The sequence below is a fragment of the Thermoclostridium stercorarium subsp. stercorarium DSM 8532 genome, assembly GCF_000331995.1.
Lineage (GTDB): Bacteria > Bacillota > Clostridia > DSM-8532 > DSM-8532 > Thermoclostridium > Thermoclostridium stercorarium.
On the sequence record NC_020134.1, the window covers coordinates 1,121,877 to 1,146,348 of the forward strand.

Sequence of the window (24,472 nt, forward strand, 5' to 3'; positions counted from 1 at the left end):
TTCGACAACAATACTGTGTTAATGTTTCAGGAGGAAAAATGGAAAATTATATTGATCTTGCTGAAAAAGTAATTCAGAGGCTGCTGTATGCGGGAAATGATCCAGAAACCAATGATCATTTCAGCATGGAAAAATGGGAATGGCCTCAGGGAGTGGCATTGTACAGCCTGTATCTGTATTACAAAAAAACCGGGAAAACAAAGTATCTTGATTTTATAATCGACTGGTTTGAGAGAAAAATAAAGGAAGGGTTGCCGGAAAAGAACGTTAATACTGTTGCCCCGTTGCTGGCTTTAATTCACCTTTATGAAATAAAACCCGATCAAAGATACTTAGACATTTGTAAAAAGTGGGCGGAGTGGATTGTCAACGAAATGCCCAGAACCGATGAATGGGGATTACAGCACATAACTTCAGACCTTGTTAATGACGGTCAGATATGGGCGGACACATTGTTCATGACAGTCCTTTTTCTTGCGAAAACAGGGGCGGTAACAGGAAACAGGGATTACATTGAACAAAGCATTTATCAGTTTTTGCTGCATATCAGATATTTAAGCGACCCTGTAACCGGCCTTTGGTATCACGGATGGACATTCGGCGAACGCCACAATTACGGGAAAATTTTCTGGGCGCGCGGGAATTGTTGGTATACCATCGGAACGGTGGAGTTTCTCGACATTATTGATCCCGGCGAGGCAAACAGGGAATATTTGTTACAGGTTCTTAAAAATCAGATTACAACGCTGTGCAAGCTTCAGGATAAGTCGGGGTTGTGGCATACGGTACTGAACGATGAGGCGTCCTATGTTGAAACCTCCGCATCGGCGGGATTTGCGTATGGCATTATGAAAGCCGCAAGAAGGGGATACATTGACAAAAAGTATAAGGAATATGCGGAAAAAGCGGTAAAAGGCATATTGAGTAAAATAGACAGGGACGGAACTGTGCATGGTGTTTCCCACGGTACACCTTTGGGCAGTACCGTTGAACATTACAGGAATATACAGTGTGTGCCGACGGCTTACGGCCAGGGATTGACATTTTTAATGCTTGTCGAGTATGCTTTAGGCAGCGGGGGATGATTGAAGTGGATCTGAAACTGGTTAAAAAATATTTTCCGAATATTTATTTTGACGAAAATGAACCATTTTATCCGAGAAGAATAGGGTGCACGGTTTTTACCAGACCGGGGCCGTCACCGTCCTTCAGAAGGGAAATTATGTTTAACACTGACGAAATAAAGTATGTTATTGAATATGCCATGTATTGGGATTTTGACATTCAGCACCTGTATGAGCTTGAACACGTTTGGGTGTATGTGGCGCATAACGGTCAGGTGGCTGATTGCGAAGCCAGTTTCCACGGAAGGTACCTGAAAGGTCTGCTGAAAGACAGAAGTAACATTGAGGATGAAACTCATGTAAAGTTATACTCACAGCCCGGAAAGCATGCTTTTTCCCCGATTGCCCAGGTGTTTGAACTTTTGCCCGACTTTGAGACGGCAACTTTCGAAAATGCCGGAAATAACGGTTTATTAATTACTTCGGCTCTTGAAGGACGGTACAGTACGAATGACGAAATAAACGGGATTGTAAGCCGTTATTTGAAGAAATTCAGGTTCAGGCCGTCAATGAAATATGAAAGGTATGAGTTCGGCGATGATGTTTTTACCGATTGGGAAACGCTGTATGAAGAAATTCCGAAATTTATTCAGCTCAAACTGGATGAGATTAGAAACGGTTAAGCAATAGTGGTGGGGAGTTATATTAAAGCAAATACCCGGCTGAGTTACAGCCGGGTATTTGTTTCAGGTTGATTTACGCAATCTCATTTTGCCCTGATTGTTATCGTCCGATCAAAATTTGTATAGTCGGTCATATACAGGATATAGTTGTGTTCGCCGGTGGAATCTCCCGAATAACCACCTCTTATAAATTCGTGGAAGGCGAACCCTCCCGATATAATAATTCCGTCATTGTCTTTTGTGAAAAGCACATCCCCGTTTTTTAACAGCATATAACCTTTTCCCGTGGTTTCGGTTATGAAATTTTCAGAATAAAGTTTCCCACCCACGGGAAGGCTTATTTCCACTCTTACTGGAATTCGGTCTATGCCGTCGGTTTTAACACGTACTTCAATACCGTCGGGGATATCTGTTATTTCAACGACGATTTCGGTAAAGCTGTTTATATACAATTCCCTGCATTTATTGTCCATCTGCCACCAGTCGGCTGTTGCGGGCTTCTCCTTGAAAGGCATGTAGTACCAGCCATCGGCTCTGAATTTCATTATATAAGTATTTTCCTTGCGTTCTATTGTTTCGGCCAGGAAGTTTCTGTGCTGAAAATAGCATACACCTATTTTCATTGCCAGCCTTATTGCGTTGTTTTGAAAATACAGAAAATTCTTTTCGTTCCTGATAAGGGAATAGGTTATATTGTGTTTTCTTACCCTTACAAGGCCGGAGTAAGGAAAATATTTGTTATACTCTTCAGGAAAGCCCATTTTATTGAATTCTATGTCTATGTTTTCCATCCAGTCATGGAGCATCAGAATGTGCAGACAGTCGAGAGAATAATCCCTGTTTTCGACGGCGTCGGCAATAATTTTGTGGGCTGCTGCCTTAAATTCGCACGCGTGTTTTTTGCTTTTCTGAGACATATAAAGGTACTGGTAAAAATATTTCGTCGGGTATTCCCTTCTTCCCCTGTCCTGCCTTAACGAATTCTCGGTGAATATGCTTCCGTCGGGGTCAATCATCATTAGCATCATGTTCAGGTTCCGGTCAACGTATTCAAGGAATCTTTCGTCTTTCAGCTCTTCATACAGCATTATCATTGCAGTGTTTACAACGGCATTGTAATTTCCCGAAGAGCGTTCCGAATATTCCCCGTCGTCGGTACAGTCAATGGGCTCTACAAAATATTCTTCCATTCTCCTGATGCATCGCTCTGAAAGGGTTTTGTCCTCGATGATATTGGAACAGGCCGCAAGCCCGGCGGCTATCGCCCAGCGGTGGTTGGGTGTGTGAAAACCTCCGGTTATTAGTGCGTTTGCTGCCGAACAGATTATTTTGTATATTTTGTTTTTTATTTCATTTAATTTGTTCCCTGTATCGTATTTTTCAATAAGTTTGTATGTATATGTCAGGCGTTTTAAAATAAATGCGGTATCAGGAGCGCTCTTGAAATTGCAGCTTGCCAGATCGAAACTTCCGTCCTCACGCTGATATTTCCGGACAAAATCATATGCAACGGACAGTCTTTTTACAAGGTTTTCATTTTTATAATGTCTGCTTTTCGGATTGAAATAGGCCGCAACGCATGTGCAGCAGACATACACCGTTTCTTTCACATCAATAAAAACATTCCTTATTGAACCATAATCAGGCCTTTTCTCATCCATTACCTGATTATTGATAAAATAATCCACTTTTCTGTCCGCACATTCAACGATAAAACCATAATATCGTTTCATAAACATGCCTCCGTTTGTTTCCCAGGCAAAAATTTATTGGGAAAACAATTAATTAACTAAGTTAATAATACATTTTATAACGCTTAAAGTCAATATTTTTAAAACTTTTCATTGACTTGAGACTCGCTAAATATTATATTATTACTTAAGTTAGTTAATTAATTGATTGGGTGGTTTTGTTTATGGACGCATCAAAGTTTCCGACACGTTTTTTCCTTCTTTATATTTTGTATTACTCTGGACAGGCCGTATACAGCGTGTATTTCAACCTGTACCTTTCCGGCATAGGCTTTTCAAATACAATGATAGGCCTGCTTGTGTCCCTGTCAACGCTTTTATTGCTTATAGCCCAGCCATTTTGGGGACTGATGAGCGACAGGGCAAAATATAAAAATACGGTATTGACGATGTTATTTCTTTTTTCGGGTTTGTCTGCGCTTATGTATTATTTTTCAACCGGCTATTTATATGTGATAATAATAAGTCTCTTTTTTACCGCCTTTTATTCGGCCGTTTCCCCGCTGCAGGACAATCTTACGCTGGAGTATCTGGAAAATAAAAAATGGGATTTCGGGAAAATCCGAATGGGAGGAACACTTGGATATTCCGTTGCCGCGGTATTGTCGGGAATTATGCTTAAAGGGCGTTATTCCAATATATTCTGGATTGTTTCACTTTTTCTGCTGCTTTGTTTTGCATTAATGTTCACAATTCCGTCTGTTCCCGGAGGCAGGAGGAAAAACGAAAGGGTTCCCGTCGGTTGTATTTTAAAGAATAAAACGTTAATGTGTCTGATTGGATTTAACCTTTCATATTCCCTTGGATTGAGTTTTTTCTACACATATTACCCGATTTATTTTGAATCAATAAACGGAAACAGTTCCTATACGGGGATTTTGATTTTTACATGTGCGATTGCGGAAATACCCTTTATGATGATAATTGACAAAATATTAAAGAAATTCGGCATGATTAAACTGCTGATTTCCGCAGCAGCGGTATCAGGAATAAGATGGCTGCTGATGTATTTTTTGACCAATCCGGTACTGATTATATTGGCCAATTTAATGCACGGCTTTAGTTTTACATGTTTTACATACAGCATTCTTACGTACATTAATGTAAACACCCCAAAGAGCCTGAAAGCCACGGCACAGACTTTAAATTCAATGGTTTCGGCCTTCTTTTCAAAAGTGGTGTTCGGCATTTTGGGCGGCGTTGCAAGCGATATTTTCGGAATTAACAAGATTATGCTGGTATCTTCGGTAATTACTTTCATCGCAACATTTATATTTGGATCTTTATTGATAAAATTGGGTGAAAAGAATGAGGCAGTTACGTTATCATGATTTGCAGGTGACTGCCTAAATATTGTTCAGTTTGCTATGGAGGTTACAGGAATGGAAGCATTTGAGCCCAATTATATCAAGGCACAGAACCGAAAACTTGTATTTGATCTGTTTATGTCGGAAAATGAACTTTCAAGAGCCGATATTGTCAAAAAAACAAACATGAGTTTTCCGACGGTTATGAAGATTATTGACTTTTTTATCTCAAGAAATCTTGTTCATGATACGGGGATAAGTGTGTCAAGCAGCGAAGGGGCGGGGAGAAAGGGAAGGCTTCTCAGGTTTAATCCCGACGCATATGGTGCCGTCGGCATTGTTTTTGAAGGGAAATATATAAATATGGGGTATGTAAACCTGAAAGGGGAAACAATTGAAAGCGTTTCGATGAATTCTGGCGACAGCAGTGGGAATTTCAGGCTTTCGAAACTGCTCGGCGGGATAGGGAAATTGATTGAAAATAATAAAAATATACCATGTCTCGGTATAGGAATAGGGTTGCCAAAGGTTGTCAATCCTATGAAAAAAACAGTAATTGAGTATTCGGACAGGGTTATAGAAGAAGTCAGCTTTGAAAAATATGCCGGGTTTTCCGCCGATTTTTTCAAAATACCCATATTTATTGAAAATGACGTGAATACGGTATGTATCGGCGAAATGTTCCTGAGAAAAAAAGCCGATGTCAAAAATCTTGTGTATATTTCCTTGGGCAGCGGTCTTGGATCGGCAATTGTTATTGACGGCAGAGTACACCGGGGGGTTAATTTTCTTGCCGGTGAAATCGGAGCCTTGGTATTGGATGATCCGGAAATGCTGGATTTTAAAAATCTTTCGGCTAAAGCGGTGGAGAGGAAAATAAACCTGAAGGCAATAAAAGAAAAGTTCGGAATTGAAATAAAGAAGGAACTGGTTGTACCGGAGGCTCTTAAACAGGAAATAACCGAGTATGTCGCAAAATATCTGGCAATTATTATATATAACTACGTTCATATACTTGATGTGGACGAGTTTGTAATATCGGGAATAATTCCCGAATTTCTTGGCGAAGAGTTTTACCAGTATCTGAAATTCTTTGTCAGAAGGCTTCTTAAAACAGGCATAAAAATTACCCCGCCTGTCAATTCCAATGCAGGTTTAGTCGGAGCGGCGGTAATGGTTTTTGATAATACGATTATGAATACAGTTTTAAAGTAAAGGAAATGAAATACCCTAAAAAATGATGTTGATATACCATTGAATAACTGCGATGTGTAAATTATTATGAATATAACATTACGTGTTCCTGTATAAATTTATATTGCTTTCAACAGGGAGGATTTATCCATGGGTTATTATTTTCCGGATGAACTGTCCATATTTTCAAAAACACAGGACATAAAAACCGTGCTCGAAACCGTTGCAAACCGGTATATCGGACAAAATCCGCCCTTCGGAGTTTCATATTACGCCTATCAGAAGAACGGAATAAGACAGGACAAACATTACAGGTATGTGTTTGATTTTGCTGACATTTATCCGCTGGCAGGGCTTGAAACCAGTGTATACGCATGGAGCAAGCTCTGGAGCGACGATGATATGCCGATGACCTTTGAAATAAGCTGTTTCGGTCCGGTAATAATATATTGCAATGGTGAAAGGGTTTTCAAACCGAATGTCCTAATTGAAAGAAAAAGCGAACTTTCGGCTTCTTTTACCGTTAAGCTAAAAAAAGGATGGAATAATTTTGTTCTGAGGTTTATTCGTACCAATATCGGATGCGGCGGAATTCTGGGAGCCGTTTCATCAAGAAACAGACCTTTGAGCTTTATTGTTCCGTCATGGGACAGAGATGGGCAGAAGGGATGGCTATATACCCTTCCGCTGAAGGAGCCGCTCGAGAAACTTCCTGAGTTGGGTATGACTGAGGAAGAGACCGGGCTCTGCTGGTATCCGTTAAAAGAATGGCTGCCGGAAGAAAAAGCCATGGGCCAGATGAAACGGATGTATTCGTTAAGAAAGGGTTGCTATGCAATCGGCTGGACAAAACTATTGGCGGAAAAAAACGGCGAGTATACCATAAAGGGTACAAACAGCGGAAGTATTCAGATTTATCTGGATGATAAAAGGGTTTATGTTTCCGACAAATCGGGTGAATTTGAATTTAAAATCCAATTAAAATACGGATGTTATAACCTTTTTGTCATAAACCAGTGTGGGGAAACCGACTGGGGATTCACGGCCGAATGCCTGTTTGAAGACAGAAAAGTCATGTTTGTAAATCCGCTCAACGTGAAAGGCACCGACGAAAAGTGGATTTATGCAGGGCCGTTTTCACAGCCTGTGAATTTTGATCCCGAAAAAATATGTTCTGCCGACATACCCTTGGACGGAGCCAAAGGAAAAGTATTCTGGAGACTGGACAAACCTCACACCGTTATAAGGCCGTATAATGACAACAAACTGTTCGGACACTGGAATTATCCCCTCGGCGTAACACTGTACGGGCTTGCCGAAGCGGGCAGGTTTATAAAGGATTCATCCTTGGTGGATTATGTAACAAAGCATGTGGAACTTTGCACCCGTTTCTTTGATTACGCTATGTGGGACAGGGACAGATACGGTGCGGCAAGCATGCATAATCTCCTTTCCACGTTAAGCACGCTGGACGACTGCGGTTCTTTCGGCTCTCTTATGCTTGAGGTTTCAGGAGAGCTGAATGATGACGCTTATGTCAGGATTGCCGATTATATAGCCGACTTCATCAGGAACAGGCTTGACAGACTGCCCGACGGGGCTTTTTACCGGGTGAACCCCGAACATCTGCTTATGGATCAGACCCTCTGGGCAGACGATTTATATATGAGCGTTCCGTTCCTGTGCAGGTATTACAAACTTACAGGCAGGCAGGAATTCATTGACGATGCCGCTAAGCAGCTTGTGCTGTACCATAAATATCTTTACAGGCCCGACAAAAAAATCATGTCCCATGTTTATGACGTAAGACACCGAAAAGCCACCGAAGTTTCATGGGGCCGCGGCAACGGCTGGGTTGCCTTCTCGTATTCGGAGCTTTTGCGCTTCCTGCCTGAAAATCATGAATTAAGGGAAGAACTTATCAGGAATTTCAATGATCTGTGTGAAGGATATCTTGCTTTGCAGGACGAAAAAGGCATGTGGCATCAGGTCCTTACCGATCCCGATTCCTATCCGGAAGCATCATGCACGTCAATGTTTGCCTGTGCCTTTGCCCGTGGCGTGCGCAATTCATGGCTTAATGAGCCTGAAAAATATATTGAGGCGGTAGAAAAGGCGTGGAAAGGGCTTTGCAGTGAGGCTATAGATTTGCACGGCAATGTATACGGAATCTGCAGGGGATCAGGCTTTTCCTTTTCGGAGGATTATTACAAAAATGACCTGGGCTGGCTTTTAAATGATACCCATGGTACCGGCATTGTTCTTTTGGCCGGGGTGGAATACGGGAAACTTCTGGAATGGCTTGATAACGGAGGAATTTGATATGTCTGAGACAAGGGTTAATATCTATATCGCGGGCGATTCGACGGTACAAAACTGTGCAAGTAACTACAAGCCTCAGGAAGGCTGGGGCAGAATGCTGCCGAGGTTTTTTAAGGACTATGTGCATGTTTACAACTATGCTCTCGGCGGAAGGAGCACTTTAAGCTTTATTGAGGAAGGACACTACGACAAAATAATGGGTCTTATCGGGCCGGGGGATTACCTTCTTGTGCAGTTCGGGCACAACGACGAAAAACTTGACGGGAGATTTGCCGATCCTTTCGGGACATATCAGGCTTACCTAAAGAGGTATGTGGACGGCGCCAGGGAAAAGGGGGCTTATCCCGTCCTTATTTCGCCGGTGAACCGGAGAAGATTCAATCTGTTCGGCGAATTTTACCCAACCCACGGGGCATATCCAAAGGCTGTTAAAGAGCTCTGTGACGAACTGGATGTGCCGTTTATTGACCTTACCGCATTAAGCGAGGAATATTACAAAAAGCTGGGAATGGAGGAATCCAAAAGGCTCTTTCTGTTTTTAAAGCCCGGAGAGTCTCCGAATTATCCCGACGGTTCGGAAGACAACACCCATTTTAATGAAAACGGAGCTTATGAGATCGCCGGGCTTGTTGTGGAGGGTATGAGGAGAATAAACCTGCCTCTTGTGGAACACTTAAAATAGACTGTGTTTCACGGCATTACCGCTTTGAAAAACTCTATATTGGATACAGGGTGATTTTGTCTTAAATCATCTAAGCAAAAACTGCAGCGAAAGAAAGGTGGAGGTTTAATGTCTGTAAACGTGGAAATGCTGGAACTGGCGGACAAGGTTATTGGAATGCTTATAAATAACGATAAAAGGGAAGGACTGTACGACCACCTGCACATGGATAACTGGGAATGGCCTACGGGCGTGGCTCTGTACAGCATGTACAAAGTATATAAAAAGACAAACGATAAAAAGTATCTTGATTATCTGATCAACTGGTATGACGTACAGCTGGCAAAACCTATCCCGCATAAAAACGTAAATACCGTATGCCCTGCCCTTACAATGGTTTGCCTCTATGAAGAGACAAAAAACGAAAAATACGTTCCTTATATCAATATGTGGGCTGACTGGGTAATGAACGAGATGCCCCGCACGCAGTACGGCGGAATGCAGCATATGACTGTTTTAAACCGCCATTATGAACAGTTGTGGGATGATACGCTGTTTATGACGGTGCTGTTTTTGTTAAAGGCCGGAAAGGTATTTGGCAGGGAGGGTTATGTAGAAGAGGCAAAGTATCAGTTCCTTTTCCATATAAAATATCTTCAGGACAGAAAGACAGGACTGTTTTACCACGGGTGGACATTTGATGGCAGGCATAATTTCGCCGGGGCTTTCTGGGCAAGGGGAAACAGCTGGTTCACGTCGGGAGCCGTGGAGTTTCTCGAAATTTATGGCGTTGATGACGCAGTTTCCAGGTTTGTAAAAACTTCGTGGGTTGATCAGGTTAAGGAACTGATCAAGTATCAGGGGGAAAACGGGCTTTTCAATACTCTCGTGGATATTGAGGAAACTTATTACGAAACCTCGGCAACGGCAGGTATTGCCTATGGAATATTAAAGGGTGTACGTCTCGGGCTGATTGGAGAGGAATATCTGGAGTACGGAAGGAAAGCCGCCCATGCAGTGATCTCAAAAATAGACGAAAACGGCATGGTCCACGGAGTATCCTACGGAACCGGCATGGGCAAGGATTTGGAACATTACAAGAAAATACCCATTGCTCCGACGGCCTATGGTCAGGGCCTGACCTTCCTTATGCTGACCGAGCTCATTTAGAAAAATTAATTTACGGGTATGAACCAAAAATATGCAGCATCATAGTATAAAACAGGGATTAACATAATTTGCCATGGAAAGGATGCTGCATATGTATGTTTTGCCCGGAATGCATAAACTGCCTCCGTTGCCGTATGATTACGATGCCTTGGAACCTGTAATAAGCGCCGAAACGTTAAGGTTACACCACGACAGGCACCACAAAAGCTATGTGGACGGTTTGAACAGGGCTGAGTTGTACCTTGAGGAAGCACGCAGGACAAACGATATTGAATATATAAAATACTGGGAAAATGAACTGGCGTTTAATGGTTCAGGGCACATACTGCACAGCATATACTGGACTGTTATGTCACCTCTGGGGATGGGAGGCATGCCGGGGCCAAGGACGGTTTACCATGTAAACCGGTATTTCGGCGGCATGGAAGCCATGAAACGACAGTTTGTCGATGCAACGGTAAATGTGGAAGCGTCGGGCTGGGGGGTTTTGGTATGGCAGCCTGCATGGGAGAGGCTTGAAATATTACAGGCTGAAAAACATCAGGATTTGACCCAGTGGAGCGGGATTCCGATCCTGGTGTGTGATGTCTGGGAACATGCCTACTATCTGGATTACCAGAACCGGCGGGCTGATTATGTAAATAACTGGTGGCAACTGATAAACTGGAATGAAGTGGAACGAAGGCTTGTTGCCGCGATGAACGGCCAGGTCCAGTTGGTATGGGATTAAGTTTATAATAATATGATTTATTGGATAAAAGCTTGAAAATCATTTTACAACAATGATTTTCAAGCTTTTAAATTTTATCGACAGAATCAGCGTACCTTAAATTGAATTTAATCTAAAGTTAATTGTTAATTAAACTTTTTAAACAACAGATTGACAGGTTTAACAAAACGGGCTATAATACATTCAGGATATTTAGCAAATTTCATAAAACAATCAGTTCCTGTTTTACTGTTTAGGGTTGAGTGATATTTTACAATGTCAGTATGCTATAACAAAATTAGTTGAACTTACAAATAAAATTTAACTTAAAATTTAATAAATTTATGGGGTGGACAAATGGAAAGAATCAAAATATCAGAAAACGGCAGATATCTGATGTATGAAAGTGGAAAACCTTTTTTCTGGCTTGGGGACACGGCCTGGCTGCTATTTCAGAAACTGAGCGCCGATGAAGCGCAGGAATACATAAATGACAGACGGGATAAAGGTTTTAACGTAATTCAGGCGGTGCTGATACATGATGTAACCGATACAAACGTGTACGGCAAACCGGCTCTGGATGATGACAGCATAACGAAGACATTCATAAACAACAGTCCCGATTTGGAAAGCCCAAACAGCTACTGGAAGCATGTCGACAGGGTTGTGGACATGGCTGAAAAAGCCGGCATGTATATGGGATTGCTTCCCGTCTGGGGCAGCATTGTAAAGGCGGGATACTTAAACAGAGATAATGTTGTGGAATATGGAACATGGCTTGCGGAACATTTCAAGGACAGAAAAAACATTATCTGGATTTTGGGCGGAGATATTAAAGGCAATGAGCACTATGAAATATGGGACACGCTGGGAAACACCATAAAAGCCCATAACCCTGATGCTTTAATGACATTTCATCCCTTTGGAAGGACGCAGTCGTCCGAATGGTTTCATAATGCGCCGTGGCTTGATTTTAACATGTTTCAGTCGGGACACAGGCGGTATAATCAGAAAATGAAACAGGAAGAGGAAGATGATGACAGAATAAGGATAGGTCAGGATAACTGGCGGTATGTAATGAATGATTATCAAAAAACGCCCGTTAAGCCCACTTTGGATGGTGAGCCCGCATATGAAAGCATTCCTCAGGGGTTGCATGATCCGACGCAGCCGTACTGGGACGCAAACGACGTTCGCAGGTATGCATACTGGTCGGTTTTTGCAGGGGCATGCGGGCATACTTACGGGCATAACGCGGTAATGCAGATGCACAGGCCATGTGACTTAAGGGGCTCATTTGGTGTGCGCGAATACTGGTACGACGCATTAAAAGCCGAAGGGGCACGGCAGATGCATTATTTAAAGGATCTGATGCTTTCTGTTCCGTATTTTGAAAGAATTCCTGATCAGTCGGTAATTGACGGGGATATAGGAGAAAAATATGATCGACTGCTGGCCACAAGGGGGGCAAGTTACATATTCGTTTATACCTATACCGGGCGGAGCATTAGCGTGAGGATGGGAAAGATATCGGGCGAAAAGGTGATTGCAAGGTGGTTTGATCCAAAAACAGGAGAAATGTTTAAAATAGGAGAGTTTGAAAATAGCGGGGTGCGGGAATTTGAACCTCCCAGAAAAGAAGGGGAATGGCCTGATTATGTTCTGATACTTACAGACAGCAGAAAAGAGTATTTTTTATGAATATTCCACTCTGAAATATGGGAAGAGTTGTACAATGAAAAAAAAAAAGGTTTTTTAACAAAAAAGGTTTTTTTCAGATTCCTGTTCCAGTTTGTTATTTTTTTACTGCTCCCGGTTATTTTTGCATTAAACCTTTTCTTAACTTCTGCACAACTGGCAAAACAGAGCTGTATTGATTCAAGTCTTATCTCCCTGAGGCATGTCAGGGATGAGTTTGACAATTACATTAATGCGTTGGACCAGATAGCAACCCAGCTGATGTTTGAACCCAAGCTCAATAAGGTAGCGACAATTAGAAAACCTCAGTATGGAAGCCGTCAGGTGTATTATATACAGGAATTCGGGGAAGAGCTTAAGGCTAAAATGAGCCCATCCGCACAGGTGGATACCAATTTCGTGCTTTTGCTGAAAAATGCTTCAGCGGCATATTACAGGGATAATGTTGTATTTGATCTCGAGTTTTATTATGATAAATTTTTAAATTATCATGATTATACATACCAGGAATGGCTCGACATTGTTTTCGGAAACAGCCATCCGTTTTTTATTCCCGAAAGCCGGGTACTTTATGAAGGAGTAAATATATCCGCAATGACATATGTTTTCCCAATTGTGACCGGTTATGGCGGAAAAGAAGGCTTTGCTTTTTATAATAAAAAGCACGAAGATTGAGGAACTTTGCAAAGAGAACGATGAAAAAATAAGCCGCAATATTTTCATAACGGATTCTGATGGAAATATTCTGTTTGGAATATCTGGTTCAGTGGTTGATTATGATCTTTTTGATGTTGTATCCGGAATTGACGGCGGGGAGAATGAAGGTTTTTATTTTGATACCGTTGATAACGGGAAGTATATGATTGTGTATGCCCGATCGCGATATAATGACCTGATATTTACCGAAATTATCCCGCAGTCTGTTGCCATGAGCAAAGTTAACAATATAAAACAAATGACGTGCTATATGGTGGCGCTATATTTTCTTATCGGTATAGTCAGTGCCGTGTCTTTCGCCAAACGCAACAGTGAGCCGTTTAATGAACTGGCGGGAAAATTAAAGCCTTTTTTGCAGAAACTGAACGGTATGCCTGATGAAAAAACAAATTCAGATGAACTTGAATACATAAGAAACGGTGTTGATTATTTAAAAAATACGGTACAGCAAACATATTACGAGCTGAAGGATATCTTTTTGGAACGACTTTTTAACGGCAGTTTTAATAATCTTGAAGATTTAAAGCAGGCAGGCGAAAAACTGAATTTAAGTATGGATGGTTCTTTTTACTGCGTTGCCGTAATGGAACTTCTTTTTTCAGAAACATGGGAAGAAAATATAAAGAGAAAAGCAGTTCAAAATATATATGAAGAAATTAGCCGGAGTTTGCCCGATTTTGTTCTCGGTGTAAACTTAAGGAAGTTCAGAATAAATTTTCTGTTTACGCTTCAGTCAAATAATAAAGAGTCGATGGATAACATAATGAACTTTGTGCTTAAAGTCAAATCATCAATACAGCGGGACGGGAGAGTTAACGCTGCATGCGGAATCGGACTTGTGGTTCCGAGTTTGACTGATGTTCAGTTCTCATATGAACAGGCAATCTTTACGCTGAACAATGTGGCAAAAAAATCCTTAAAAATTATACAGTATGGTGATTTGCCTGATTCAACCCTTGAGAATATTTTCTACTATCCTATTGAAATGGAGCATAAGCTGATCAATTCCACCAAAGCTGTCGCCGAACTGTCACAGATTTATTTCTATAACGGGGAGGGCCGTGTTTTGAAAACCGAACACACAGTAGCAAGGAAAAATGCTTATCATTTAAAAAGGGGAATAATCAGGCACTGGCAGTTATATTTGCTGGCAATACCGCCGGTTGCATATTTGATTATTTTTAAATATGTTCCGTTGTTTGGATCAATAATAGCCTTTAAAGATTATAACTTTGCAAAAGGAATTCTCGGAAGCAATTGGGTCGGAACCAAGCATTTTGTTAAATTTTTCAGGTCCCCGCAGTTTAAAACCCTGATGGTTAATACGATAGGGCTTTCCTTATACCAGATAGTTGCGGGAATCTTGCCGCCCATCCTTCTGGCGGTTGCATTGAATTATGCCCGAAACAGGATATTTAAAAAAACCGTTCAGATGGTAACGTATATGCCCTATTTTATATCAACGGTTTTGATTGTGGGAATTCTGTCCCAGCTTCTTTCACTGAATGGCCTTGTAAATCAGGTTATTAAGGCGATGGGATTAAATCCAGTTCATTTCATGGGTGAACCCAAACTGTTCAGGACCATTTATGTATTTTCGGGAATTTGGCAAAACAACGGTTATAACGCTGTAATCTATCTGGCAGCATTGGCATCAATAAGCCCTGAATTGTATGAAGCAGCTATAATTGACGGTGCTTCCATCTGGAAAAGAATATACTATATTGATATTCCGAGTATATTGCCTACAGCGGTCATACTGCTTATTCTTGCATGCGGAAGGGTTTTGTCGATAGGTTATGAAAAGGTTTTGCTGATGCAGAATAATATGAATATGCAGACTTCGGACATTATTTCAACATATGTGTACAGGGTAGGGCTGGTTTCGATGCAATACAGTTATTCCACCGCAATTGGTTTGTTTCAGTCTGTTGTTTCATTTATACTTCTTGTTCTGGTTAACAGGGTATCAAGAAAGATAAATGAAACAAGTTTATGGTAAGGGTGAAGATAATGGAAAAGGGAAAAACAAAAGATTCTGTATCTGATAAAGTTTTTTATGTTGTAAATGGCTTATTTCTGTTTTTTTGCCTGGTTGTCGTTGCTTTGCCGCTGATAAACGTTATAAGTCAGTCGTTCAGTTCACCGCAGGCAGTTATTGCCGGCAGAGTGTATTTGTGGCCTGTTGATTTTAACGTAAATGCGTATAAACGTATTTTCACGACCAAATTACTGATGATTGGGTACAGAAATTCATTCCTTTATACTTTTGTTGGAACGCTGATTAATATAGTGATGACCGTGGCAATTGCATATCCTCTTTCCCGTAAGGACTTTGTCGGACGAAACATTATCACGGGGTTGTTTGTTTTTACAATGATTTTTAGTGCTCCGTTGATTCCCACTTATCTGACAATTAAAAACCTTGGATTGCTTGATACTTTCTGGGTGATGGTATTACCGGGGGCAATTTCGGTTTACAATATGATTATTGCCCGCACTTTTTTCCAGAGTACAATTCCGGCAGAACTGTTCGAAGCTGCGGAACTGGACGGGGCAAGCGATATCAGGGTGTTAACGTCGGTAATTTTGCCTTTGTCCAAACCGATTTTGGCGGTTCTGGTATTGTATTATGCCGTGGGGCATTGGAATTCGTATTTTGACGGGATGATTTATCTTAATACCGAGACAAAATTCCCGTTACAGGTTGTGTTGCGTAATATTCTGGCAAGTGTTGAAACGATTGAGCAGATGGTCAGCAGTATAGATATTGCAGATGCGCAGAAACTTGCTTATATTGAGGTAATGAAATACGCCATTATCGTTTTCGGAAGCATTCCGGTGATTATACTGTATCCGTTTGTGCAGAAATATTTTGTAAAAGGCGTTATGATCGGTTCGGTAAAAGGATGAAAAAGTTATTAAGCCTGTTAAAAATCTGAACGGTATCTTTGTTTCATCTGCTGTAAAAAGCATAAAAAAATAAAGTGTAGTTAAAATAATAATTAAAATTTTAATAATTTTATTAAGTAAATTTATTGACGTGTTTAATAAATTCTTATATAATTTTTATTGTATTTTATTTTACCATATATACGAATTTAATAAAAGAGCATATGCTTAAGCGGTTTTCTTTAAATATGATGTTTTAAGGTATTACGTAAATATCGCCAAAAAATGGGAACAAGTGGCCTGCCAGGGCATTGTATTTAATAATAATTGGAGAGATGGAAATGTTTGTTGATTTCACCAGAGGCGCTTTGTCTGGGGAGCGTTACCGGGTTATTGTCTCGAACGACATAGGCGGAAGCGATCCTGACGATTTTCAGTCGATGGTTCACTATCTACTTTATTCGGATTTATTCGACACAGAAGGGCTTATATCTTCGCCATGGGGGGCGGGGCGAGTAAAGGATATTCTTGAAGTGATTGATCAGTACGAAATTGATTATCCTAAATTACGTTCATACTCGTCTGATTATCCCACACCTGATTACCTGCGTTCGGTTACAAAGCAGGGCGCACTTGAAATTGCTCCGTTTAAAGGGTACAGTAATCCGACCGAAGGATCTGAATGGATTATACGGTGCGCCAGAAAAGACGATCCGCGCACTTTATATGTTCTGGTTTGGGGGCTTTTGGAGGATTTGGCCCAGGCTCTTCATGATGCGCCTGATATCAAAGACAAACTGAGGGTTTATTATATTGCAGGTCCCAACAAGAAATGGGGGCTGAATGCTTACGAATATATCCGTGAAAATTTCCCCGATTTATGGATAATAGAAAATAATTCAACCTATAGAGGATGGTTTGTGGGCGGAAATCAGGAGAATGATTTAGGCAATAAAACCTTTGTAACAAACCACGTGGCAGGGCACGGCGCGCTGGGGAATTTTTTTGCAAAGCATCTTGACGGGGTCATTAAAATGGGAGATACACCGTCGGTTGCCTACCTGCTTAAAGGGACGCCGGAGTGCCCTGAAAAGCCGTCATGGGGTGGATCCTTCGTTAAGGTAGGGAATCGGCCTAAGTCCATATATCACGGTATCACGACCGAAAAAGACACGGTTGAGGTTTTCGGCGTGCTCGAACTGGTTTTGGAAGGACCGCATATCGATAAAAGCCATGATGAACCTGTGTTTTCGCTGATTGTACAGGGGCAGGAGTTTTATGGCTATTACTGCGGACAAGGCGAATACAGGGTACGTTACATGCCGAAAACAACGGGTTTGTGGAATTATACAATTAAAAGCGATATTCCGGAACTGAACGGGTTAAGGGGTATGTTTACGTGCACGGAGGAAACCGAGGAAGGACGTAAGGGTAATGAGAAACTTTACCCGCACTGGTGGTCCGATATTATAGATGAAAGATATGCCGAGAATGAACACAAAGGTGCGAAGACGGTGAATATGTGGAGAGAAGAGTTTTTGCGCGATTTTCAGGCCAGGATGGATCGGTGCCTGTAAAGGCGGGATGTGTTTTAAACTTCACAATGCAACAAATGTAAATATCAGAATTTATGAAAAGGATAAAATAACGAAAGCTCCGGAGCTGTTGCAAAATTCCGGAGCTTTGTTTTTTAATCGGCTTTTATAGTTAGCCCGGGCCTTATTTTATAAAATCATAAAAACAGGATTAAACCCGGTTATTAAGGGTTTTATTATGGATAAATCAATGGATAGGTTACGGTTTAAAAACTTTCTGAAACAGGTAAAATGCGTTATAACGGGTTAGGCACGTTAAATATTTGTTTAAAATTTTAAATTAATTTTTTAAGTAATTTATTGACGCATTTCATAAATTATTATATAATTTAATTTAAATTATTATTAAAATTCATTAAACGGCATTTCTGTTTCTGTTCCGGGGGAGGAGAGGAAAGGTTGAGTACAACTGTTGAAAAATGGGGAGTATTTGAACTTAAACTGAGCACAAGCAGGAAATATCATAATCCGTTTACCGATGTCAAACTTAAAGCGAGTTTCTATAATTCGGGTCAGAAAAAAGTTGTCCATGGTTTCTATGACGGTGACGGAATTTATAAGATACGTTTTATGCCTGAACTTGAGGGTGAATATAGCTATGTTGTCCGTTCAAATGATCCTGAAATGAACAATATTACAGGTACGTTTACGGTAACTCCGCCTTCAGCGGACAATCACGGGCCGGTGAGGGTTACAGGCGAACATTTTACTTATGCCGACGGTACACCGTTTTTCGTAATGGGCACAACCGCGTATGTCTGGCATTACCGTCCGGGCGAGATAAGGGAAAGGACACTGCGCAGTTTTTCAAAGTATGGTTTCAACAAAATACGAATGCTGTTTTTCCCAAAGCATTATAGAGGTAATTTCAATGCGGTGGATATAAGTTATGAACCGCCGTGTTATCCTTTTGAAGGCGGACCGAAAGATTTCGATTTTACGCGTCCAAACCCGGAGTATTTCCGGATGTTTGAACAGAGAGTAAAGGAATTGTGTGAACTTGGAATAGAGGCAGATGTAATTCTTTTCCACCCTTATGATTTTGGTCACTGGGATATAGATAAAATGGACGAAGAAGATGCGCTTCTTTATTTAAGGTACATTATAAACAGACTTTCGGCATTCCGCAATGTCTGGTGGAGTCTGGCAAATGAATATGATATAGGCTGCGACGAAGACAATCCCGGCAGGTTCATGCTGAGTCAAAACCGCCGAAACTGGGATGTAATCGGTGAATATATAAAAGCAAACGATCCTTACGGACATCCCCGGTCATGTCATAATATTACCTTCGGATGGATTTATCCTGACCGGCCATGGATGACCCATGTGTCTTATCAGCATCCTGATACTTACACTCTCATGCTGGAACTTAAAAGGGAATATAAAAAACCCGTAATTAACGATGAATACCAGTATGAAGGCAATCTCCCCGACTGCTGGGGAAATTCGTCGGCTGAATTAACCCTGCTTCGGCATTGGCTTTCGGTTATGGCCGGGGGATATGCAACCCATGGAGAAGCTTTTGTAATAGGCGAAAACAACCGTGATATATTCTGGTCCTATGGCGGCGACATGGTTGGCGACAGTGCCCCATGTTTGAAATTTCTGAAGGAAATTGTCATGACCTGCCCGTGGCAGGAAATGAAAAGGGACTACGTCAATACCGACGGTCAGAATTATTTCTCACTGTCTAAAGGCTATGAGTTTTACTTACTGTTTTTCAGGAACACGATGAATGGAAAAACCTTGTGGATTGGTCCGAAGGAAGACCCCAAAGCGGATGTGGAATATGACGCGGTTTTTTTTGATGTAAAAAACTGCAAGATCATCAAATCATGCAGAATACGTCCCCGTACTGACAAAATTGAGATCACTGCCTGGACGGCGGTTACACTTAAGCTTGTCAAATAGCCTTTTTATTTACGCAGGTATATAAACAGGCGTTTTCAACGGAGGTAAATATGGATATTTATAAAGACCTGATAAAAAAAGCTGCCCAAATACGCCGGGAGGTAATTGACATAGTTTACCGCTCGGGTGCGGGGCATGTGGGAGGTTCGCTTTCTGAAACCGACATCCTTGTTGCTCTGTATTACAAAATACTGAATATTGATCCGCAAAATCCTGAATGGCCTGAAAGAGACAGATTTATTCTCAGCAAGGGACATTCCGTGGATGCTTACTACTGCGTGCTTGCCGATCGGGGATTTTTCGATAAGAATGAACTTCTGACTTATTCACAGTTCGGCTCAAAGTTAATTGGCCACCCGAACAGGCAAGTCCCGGGAGTGGAAATGAATACGGGAGCATTGGGCCATGGTCTGTCAATAGGAGTTGGCATGGCTCTTGCCGCAAAGATGGACCATAAAAATTACAGGGTTTTTGTTCTGATGGGAGACGGTGAACTGGCAGAAGGTTCGGTATGGGAAGCTGCAATGGCTGCATCCCATTACAGGCTTGATAATCTTGTGGCAATTGTGGACAGAAACAGTCTTCAAATCAGCGGAAAAACCGAAGATGTGATGGCGCTGGAACCTCTGCAGGAAAAATGGAAAAGCTTCGGGTGGAAGGTGTCGGTTATAAACGGCCATGATATTCCTTCAATATGTGATGCCCTTTCGGAAGACAAAAAAGTGGCGGGTGTGCCTTCCATGGTAATAGCCGAGACAGTAAAGGGCAAGGGAGTATCCTTTATGGAGAATGACCCCAAATGGCACCATGGAGTTATGAGCGAAGAAGAGTACAGGAAGGCCTGTGCGGAACTGGACAGGATGCTGGAGGTGCTGTCATGAACAAGATACATAACAGGCAGGTTGTTTGTGAAACTTTGATGGAACTGGCAAAAGAGGATCGGGACATAGTGGTGTTATGCAGTGATTCAAGGGGTTCAGCCTCGATGAAACCCTTTGCCGAAAAATATCCCGGCCAGTTTATAGAAGTCGGAATTGCCGAACAGAACATTGTGGGGATAGCGGCAGGCCTTGCAGCATCAGGTAAAAAGCCGTTTGTCGCTTCGCTGGCGTGTTTTCTCACTGCCAGAGCCGCAGAGCAGATAAAAGTGGATGTCTCCTACTCAAAAACAAACGTCAAACTTCTCGGGATTAGTGCCGGTATTAGCTACGGCGCCCTTGGAATGTCCCATCATTCACTTCAGGATATTGCACTGATAAGAGCAATTCCCAATATTTTAATCGTGGTACCTGCGGACAGGTTTGAAACCCGGCTTGCAACCGAAGCAGCAGCCCGGTATGACGGCCCTGTTTATATGCGGCTGGGACGTAATCCGGTGGAAGATGTCTATACATCAAGTGATTATGAATTTCAGCTTGGCAGGGCAATTACCATGAGGGACGGAGATTCCCTTTCCATTATAACCTTCGGGGAAACGGTCAGAATAGCGCTGGATGCGGCGGAATTAATGGCGGCGAGGGGAATAAACTGCAGGGTAATCAATATGCATACAATTAAACCTCTTGATGAGGAATGTATAATCAGGGCCGCAAAAGAGACAGGCGCAATACTTACAATTGAAGAACACAGCATTTTAGGCGGTTTCGGAGCGGCGGTGGCGGAAGTTGTCGTCCAGAATTACCCGGTATCAATGAAAATAATGGGTATTCCTGATGAGCCGGCGGTACCCGGAAAATCCAAAGAAGTGTTCGCCTATTACGGTATAAGCCCTGAAAATTTGTGTGATGAAGCTGAAAAATTAATAAAAAAGAAAAAGGCCGGTGAATAAAATGTCTGAAAAATACATCCTTGCGATAGACCAGTCTACATCCGGAACAAAGGCGATATTATTCACGAAGGACTGTACGGTCCACCGCAGGGTTACAATTCCCCATAAGCAGTATTATCCGAAACCCGAATGGGTTGAGCATGATCCCGAGGAAATAGCGCGGAATGTCAGGACAGCCGTTTCAAAAGTCATGCAGGAAGGAGACGCCTCATGGAGCGATGTGGCGGCCATTGCCGTTACAAACCAGCGCGAAACGGGAATGCTTTGGGACGGTGTTACAGGAAAGCCGGTTTATAACGCCGTTGTCTGGCAATGCCCAAGGGCTAAGGAAAAGTGTGATTTGCTGGCGCGAGACGCTGAAATTGCACAATACATACACAAAAAAACCGGGCTCCATATCTCACCGTATTTCACGGCACCCAAGATTCAGTGGATTTTGAACAATATTCCCGGAGTAAGGGAAAAGGCGCTGGACGGGAATTTGAAATTCGGTACGATGGATTCCTGGGTGATATGGAATCTCACAGGCGGGAAAGTGCATGCGACCGATTTTTCCAATGCCAGCAGGACGCTGTTGCTGGATTTGGAAAGTCTTGAATGGGATCAGAAACTTCTTGATATCTTTGAAATTCCCCGTCAGATAATGCCAGAAATAAAACCTTCGGACAGTATCTTTGGATTTACCGAAGGCGACTCGGTTATTCCGGAAGGAATACCGATAAGCGGTGTCATGGGGGATTCCCATGCGGCTCTTTTCGGGCAAAACTGTTTCAGACCCGGAATGACGAAAGCCACATACGGTACAGGCTCGTCGGTGATGATGAACACAGGCGACAGACCTGTATACTCCGACAGCGGCATTGTTACGTCGGTAGGGTGGGTATCCGCTTCGGACAAGGTTTATGTCCTTGAGGGCAATGTTAATTTCAGCGGAAAGACGGTAGAATGGCTTGCGGAAGCCGGTTTTATTTCAAGCCCGAAAGAAGCGGGAAAAATTGCGTCAGCATTAAACGATAACGGCGGGGTATATTTCGTACCCGCATTTACCGGCCTTGGAGCACCGTATTGGGACAATTCCGCAAAGGCGATTATATACGGACTTACACTGGGGGCGAAAATTGGGAATATTGTCCGTGCAGCGGAGGAATCAATTGTATACCAGATAACCGACATACTGGATATCATGAGGAAGGATTCAGGTATTAACCTCGCGGAGTTGCGGGTTGACGGCGGACCGACGGGGGATTCGTTCCTGATGCAGCCAGGCCGATATCGCCAATACAAAGGTTATTGTTCCCAAAGTTGAAGAATTATCGGCTCTTGGAAGCGCAAACATGGCAGGGCTTGCAACAGGTTTCTGGAAAGACCGGAACGAGCTGGAGCAAAAACGTTCTGTTCTGGCGGAGTATGCGCCCCGGATGCAGGAAGAGGAAAGGGCAGTGTATAAAAAGAACTGGCATGAGGCAGTCAGGCGTGCTCTTTCCAGTGCATGAAAAATATTTTTTCAGAAAGGTGGTTAATTTAATATGGCGGTATTTGGCGTAATAATTACAACAAGGGGGTTTTTCCCGGGCTGGCTTGCACAGGATGCCAGAAAACAGATTCTAAAAAAGCTTAACGGTATGGGACATGAGTATGTTATAGTGGATGAAAATTCAATGCCGTACGGCGCGGTTCAGACTTATGAGCAGGCCAAAATATGTGCCGACCTTTTCAGGAAAAATGCCGACAGGATTGAAGGCATAATTGTAATCCTGCCGAACTTTGGGGACGAAATAGCGGTTGCCACTGCTATTCATGAGGCCCGTCTTAATGTTCCAGTGCTTATACAGGCCTGTGATGACGATTTGGAACTGCTGGACGTGGAACACAGGCGGGATGCTTTCTGCGGTAAATTATCGGTGTGCAATAATTTGAGGCAATACGGCATTCCTTTTACATTAACAAAACTGCATACCTGCAGTATAGAAAGTGAAGAATTCACTGAAGACATAAAACGTTTTGAAAAATTATGCAAAACAGTGAATAATCTGAGAAGAGCCCGTATACTCGCAGTGGGCACACGGCCCGGTCCTTTCCAGACAGTCCGTTTTTCGGAAAAGCTTCTCCAAAGGTACGGAATTTCGGTTCTGGTTGAGGATATCGGAAACATCATATCCCGCGCGAATGAAATTAATGACATAAAAAAGATTGAAGAAACCGTTTCGGAAATACGGGAATATGTAAATGTACCTGAGAATGCGCCGGCAGAAAAGATTGAAAAACTGGCACGTTTCAAAATGGCTCTTGAAGAAGCGGTTATGGCAAATGATGCTGACTGTGCTGCGGTTCAGTGCTGGAACGTGCTTCAGAACCAGTACGGATGCGCCGCATGCCTGGCTATGAGCATGCTGGGGAATAAAGGCATTCCCCATGCCTGTGAAATGGATGTTATGGGTGCACTTACAATGTATGCACTTTCACTGGCGTCGGGGGAAACGCCCGGGTACCTCGACTGGAACAACAATTACGGAAATGACAGAAACATGTGTATCAATTTCCATTGCTCAAATTATCCCGCGTCATTCATGGGATGCAGGCCATCGATCGGCGTACTGGATATACTTGGTACGCAGCTTGGGTATGATAACTGTTTTGGTTCGGTGGTAGGACAGGTTAAGCCCGGACCGATGACATTCTGCAAAATATCCACCGATGATGCTAACGGTAAAATCCGTGCATATGTCGGAGAAGGAGAATTCTCGGATATAAAGGTCAGTACCTTTGGCGGCCCGGCAGTGTGTAAAGTACCTGATTTGCAGAAATTAATGCATAAGATATGCGAAGAAGGTTTCGAACACCATGTGGCAATGGTTCGCGGCCATGTGGCCGATATTGTTGAGGAAGCTTTAACCAAATATCTTGGGTGGGAAGTATACAGACATCGTTAACGGCGTTGTATAATAACAGTGGAGTGATTTAACAGGC

At 42.4% G+C, this 24,472-nt stretch carries 20 protein-coding genes; 19 read left to right on the forward strand and 1 reads right to left on the reverse strand.

Going from position 1 to position 24,472, the window contains the following annotated elements:
• Positions 1-38 precede the first annotated feature (38 nt).
• Both bglB (CST_RS04885) and CST_RS04890 read left to right on the forward strand, forming a co-directional pair.
• Positions 39-1,085 carry a beta-galactosidase BglB gene (gene bglB / locus CST_RS04885; protein WP_015358729.1) on the forward strand — a complete coding sequence of 349 codons (1,047 nt, stop codon included), beginning with the start codon at positions 39-41 and terminating at the stop codon, positions 1,083-1,085.
• On the forward strand, positions 1,082-1,747 hold the full coding sequence (locus CST_RS04890) for a hypothetical protein (RefSeq protein ID WP_015484947.1): 666 nt from the start codon (positions 1,082-1,084) through the stop codon (positions 1,745-1,747). The genes bglB (CST_RS04885) and CST_RS04890 overlap by 4 nt, the downstream gene beginning before the upstream one ends.
• 83 nt (positions 1,748-1,830) lie before the next feature.
• On the opposite strand, the gene CST_RS04895 is transcribed toward CST_RS04890, so the two are convergent.
• Entirely contained in the window at positions 1,831-3,480 is a 1,650-nt protein-coding gene (locus CST_RS04895; protein WP_015358731.1) for a hypothetical protein, read from the reverse strand.
• A gap of 182 nt (positions 3,481-3,662) precedes the next feature.
• Between CST_RS04895 and CST_RS04900 the strand changes: the two genes are divergently transcribed.
• The 17 genes from CST_RS04900 (at position 3,663) to CST_RS04975 (ending at position 24,435) form a co-directional block, all read left to right on the forward strand.
• A complete protein-coding gene (locus CST_RS04900; protein ID WP_015358732.1) occupies positions 3,663-4,829 on the forward strand; it encodes an MFS transporter in 1,167 nt (388 codons plus the stop codon).
• 51 nt (positions 4,830-4,880) lie between these two features.
• On the forward strand, positions 4,881-6,020 hold the full coding sequence (locus CST_RS04905) for an ROK family protein (protein WP_015358733.1): 1,140 nt from the start codon (positions 4,881-4,883) through the stop codon (positions 6,018-6,020).
• Positions 6,021-6,149: 129 nt separating this feature from the next.
• Positions 6,150-8,321: a glycoside hydrolase family 88/105 protein gene (locus CST_RS04910; protein WP_015358734.1), complete on the forward strand. Its 2,172-nt coding sequence runs from the start codon at positions 6,150-6,152 to the stop codon at positions 8,319-8,321.
• Position 8,322: 1 nt separating this feature from the next.
• Complete coding sequence (locus CST_RS04915; protein ID WP_015358735.1) at positions 8,323-9,003, forward strand: rhamnogalacturonan acetylesterase; 681 nt, start codon at positions 8,323-8,325, stop codon at positions 9,001-9,003.
• A gap of 108 nt (positions 9,004-9,111) precedes the next feature.
• Positions 9,112-10,152 carry a beta-galactosidase BglB gene (bglB, locus tag CST_RS04920; RefSeq protein ID WP_015358736.1) on the forward strand — a complete coding sequence of 347 codons (1,041 nt, stop codon included), beginning with the start codon at positions 9,112-9,114 and terminating at the stop codon, positions 10,150-10,152.
• 82 nt (positions 10,153-10,234) lie between these two features.
• Positions 10,235-10,882, forward strand: coding sequence for a superoxide dismutase (locus tag CST_RS04925; protein ID WP_034843659.1), 648 nt, complete (start codon positions 10,235-10,237; stop codon positions 10,880-10,882).
• A gap of 336 nt (positions 10,883-11,218) precedes the next feature.
• Positions 11,219-12,562: a glycoside hydrolase family 140 protein gene (locus tag CST_RS04930; protein ID WP_015358739.1), complete on the forward strand. Its 1,344-nt coding sequence runs from the start codon at positions 11,219-11,221 to the stop codon at positions 12,560-12,562.
• Positions 12,563-12,589: 27 nt separating this feature from the next.
• On the forward strand, positions 12,590-13,234 hold the full coding sequence (locus tag CST_RS04935) for a hypothetical protein (protein WP_015358740.1): 645 nt from the start codon (positions 12,590-12,592) through the stop codon (positions 13,232-13,234).
• Positions 13,185-15,278, forward strand: coding sequence for an ABC transporter permease subunit (locus CST_RS04940; protein WP_015358741.1), 2,094 nt, complete (start codon positions 13,185-13,187; stop codon positions 15,276-15,278). Before CST_RS04935 ends, CST_RS04940 begins: the two co-directional genes overlap by 50 nt.
• An 11-nt stretch (positions 15,279-15,289) precedes the next feature.
• Entirely contained in the window at positions 15,290-16,189 is a 900-nt protein-coding gene (locus tag CST_RS04945; protein WP_015358742.1) for a carbohydrate ABC transporter permease, read from the forward strand.
• A 320-nt stretch (positions 16,190-16,509) separates the two neighbouring features.
• The gene (locus CST_RS04950; RefSeq protein ID WP_015358743.1) at positions 16,510-17,745 is read left to right on the forward strand and encodes a nucleoside hydrolase-like domain-containing protein; all 1,236 of its coding nucleotides are present in this window, start codon (positions 16,510-16,512) and stop codon (positions 17,743-17,745) included.
• 417 nt (positions 17,746-18,162) lie between these two features.
• Positions 18,163-19,677, forward strand: a complete 1,515-nt coding sequence (locus CST_RS04955; RefSeq protein ID WP_015358745.1) for a DUF5060 domain-containing protein — start codon at positions 18,163-18,165, stop codon at positions 19,675-19,677.
• 50 nt (positions 19,678-19,727) lie between these two features.
• Entirely contained in the window at positions 19,728-20,558 is an 831-nt protein-coding gene (locus tag CST_RS04960; RefSeq protein ID WP_015358746.1) for a transketolase, read from the forward strand.
• Complete coding sequence (locus tag CST_RS04965) at positions 20,555-21,505, forward strand: transketolase family protein (RefSeq protein ID WP_015484948.1); 951 nt, start codon at positions 20,555-20,557, stop codon at positions 21,503-21,505. The genes CST_RS04960 and CST_RS04965 overlap by 4 nt, the downstream gene beginning before the upstream one ends.
• A 1-nt stretch (position 21,506) precedes the next feature.
• The gene (locus CST_RS04970) at positions 21,507-22,811 is read left to right on the forward strand and encodes an FGGY-family carbohydrate kinase (RefSeq protein ID WP_015358748.1); all 1,305 of its coding nucleotides are present in this window, start codon (positions 21,507-21,509) and stop codon (positions 22,809-22,811) included.
• Positions 22,812-22,839: 28 nt separating this feature from the next.
• The gene (locus tag CST_RS13640) at positions 22,840-22,998 is read left to right on the forward strand and encodes a hypothetical protein (RefSeq protein ID WP_015358749.1); all 159 of its coding nucleotides are present in this window, start codon (positions 22,840-22,842) and stop codon (positions 22,996-22,998) included.
• 33 nt (positions 22,999-23,031) lie between these two features.
• Positions 23,032-24,435, forward strand: a complete 1,404-nt coding sequence (locus CST_RS04975; RefSeq protein ID WP_015358750.1) for an L-fucose/L-arabinose isomerase family protein — start codon at positions 23,032-23,034, stop codon at positions 24,433-24,435.
• The last annotated feature ends 37 nt before the right edge of the window (positions 24,436-24,472 follow it).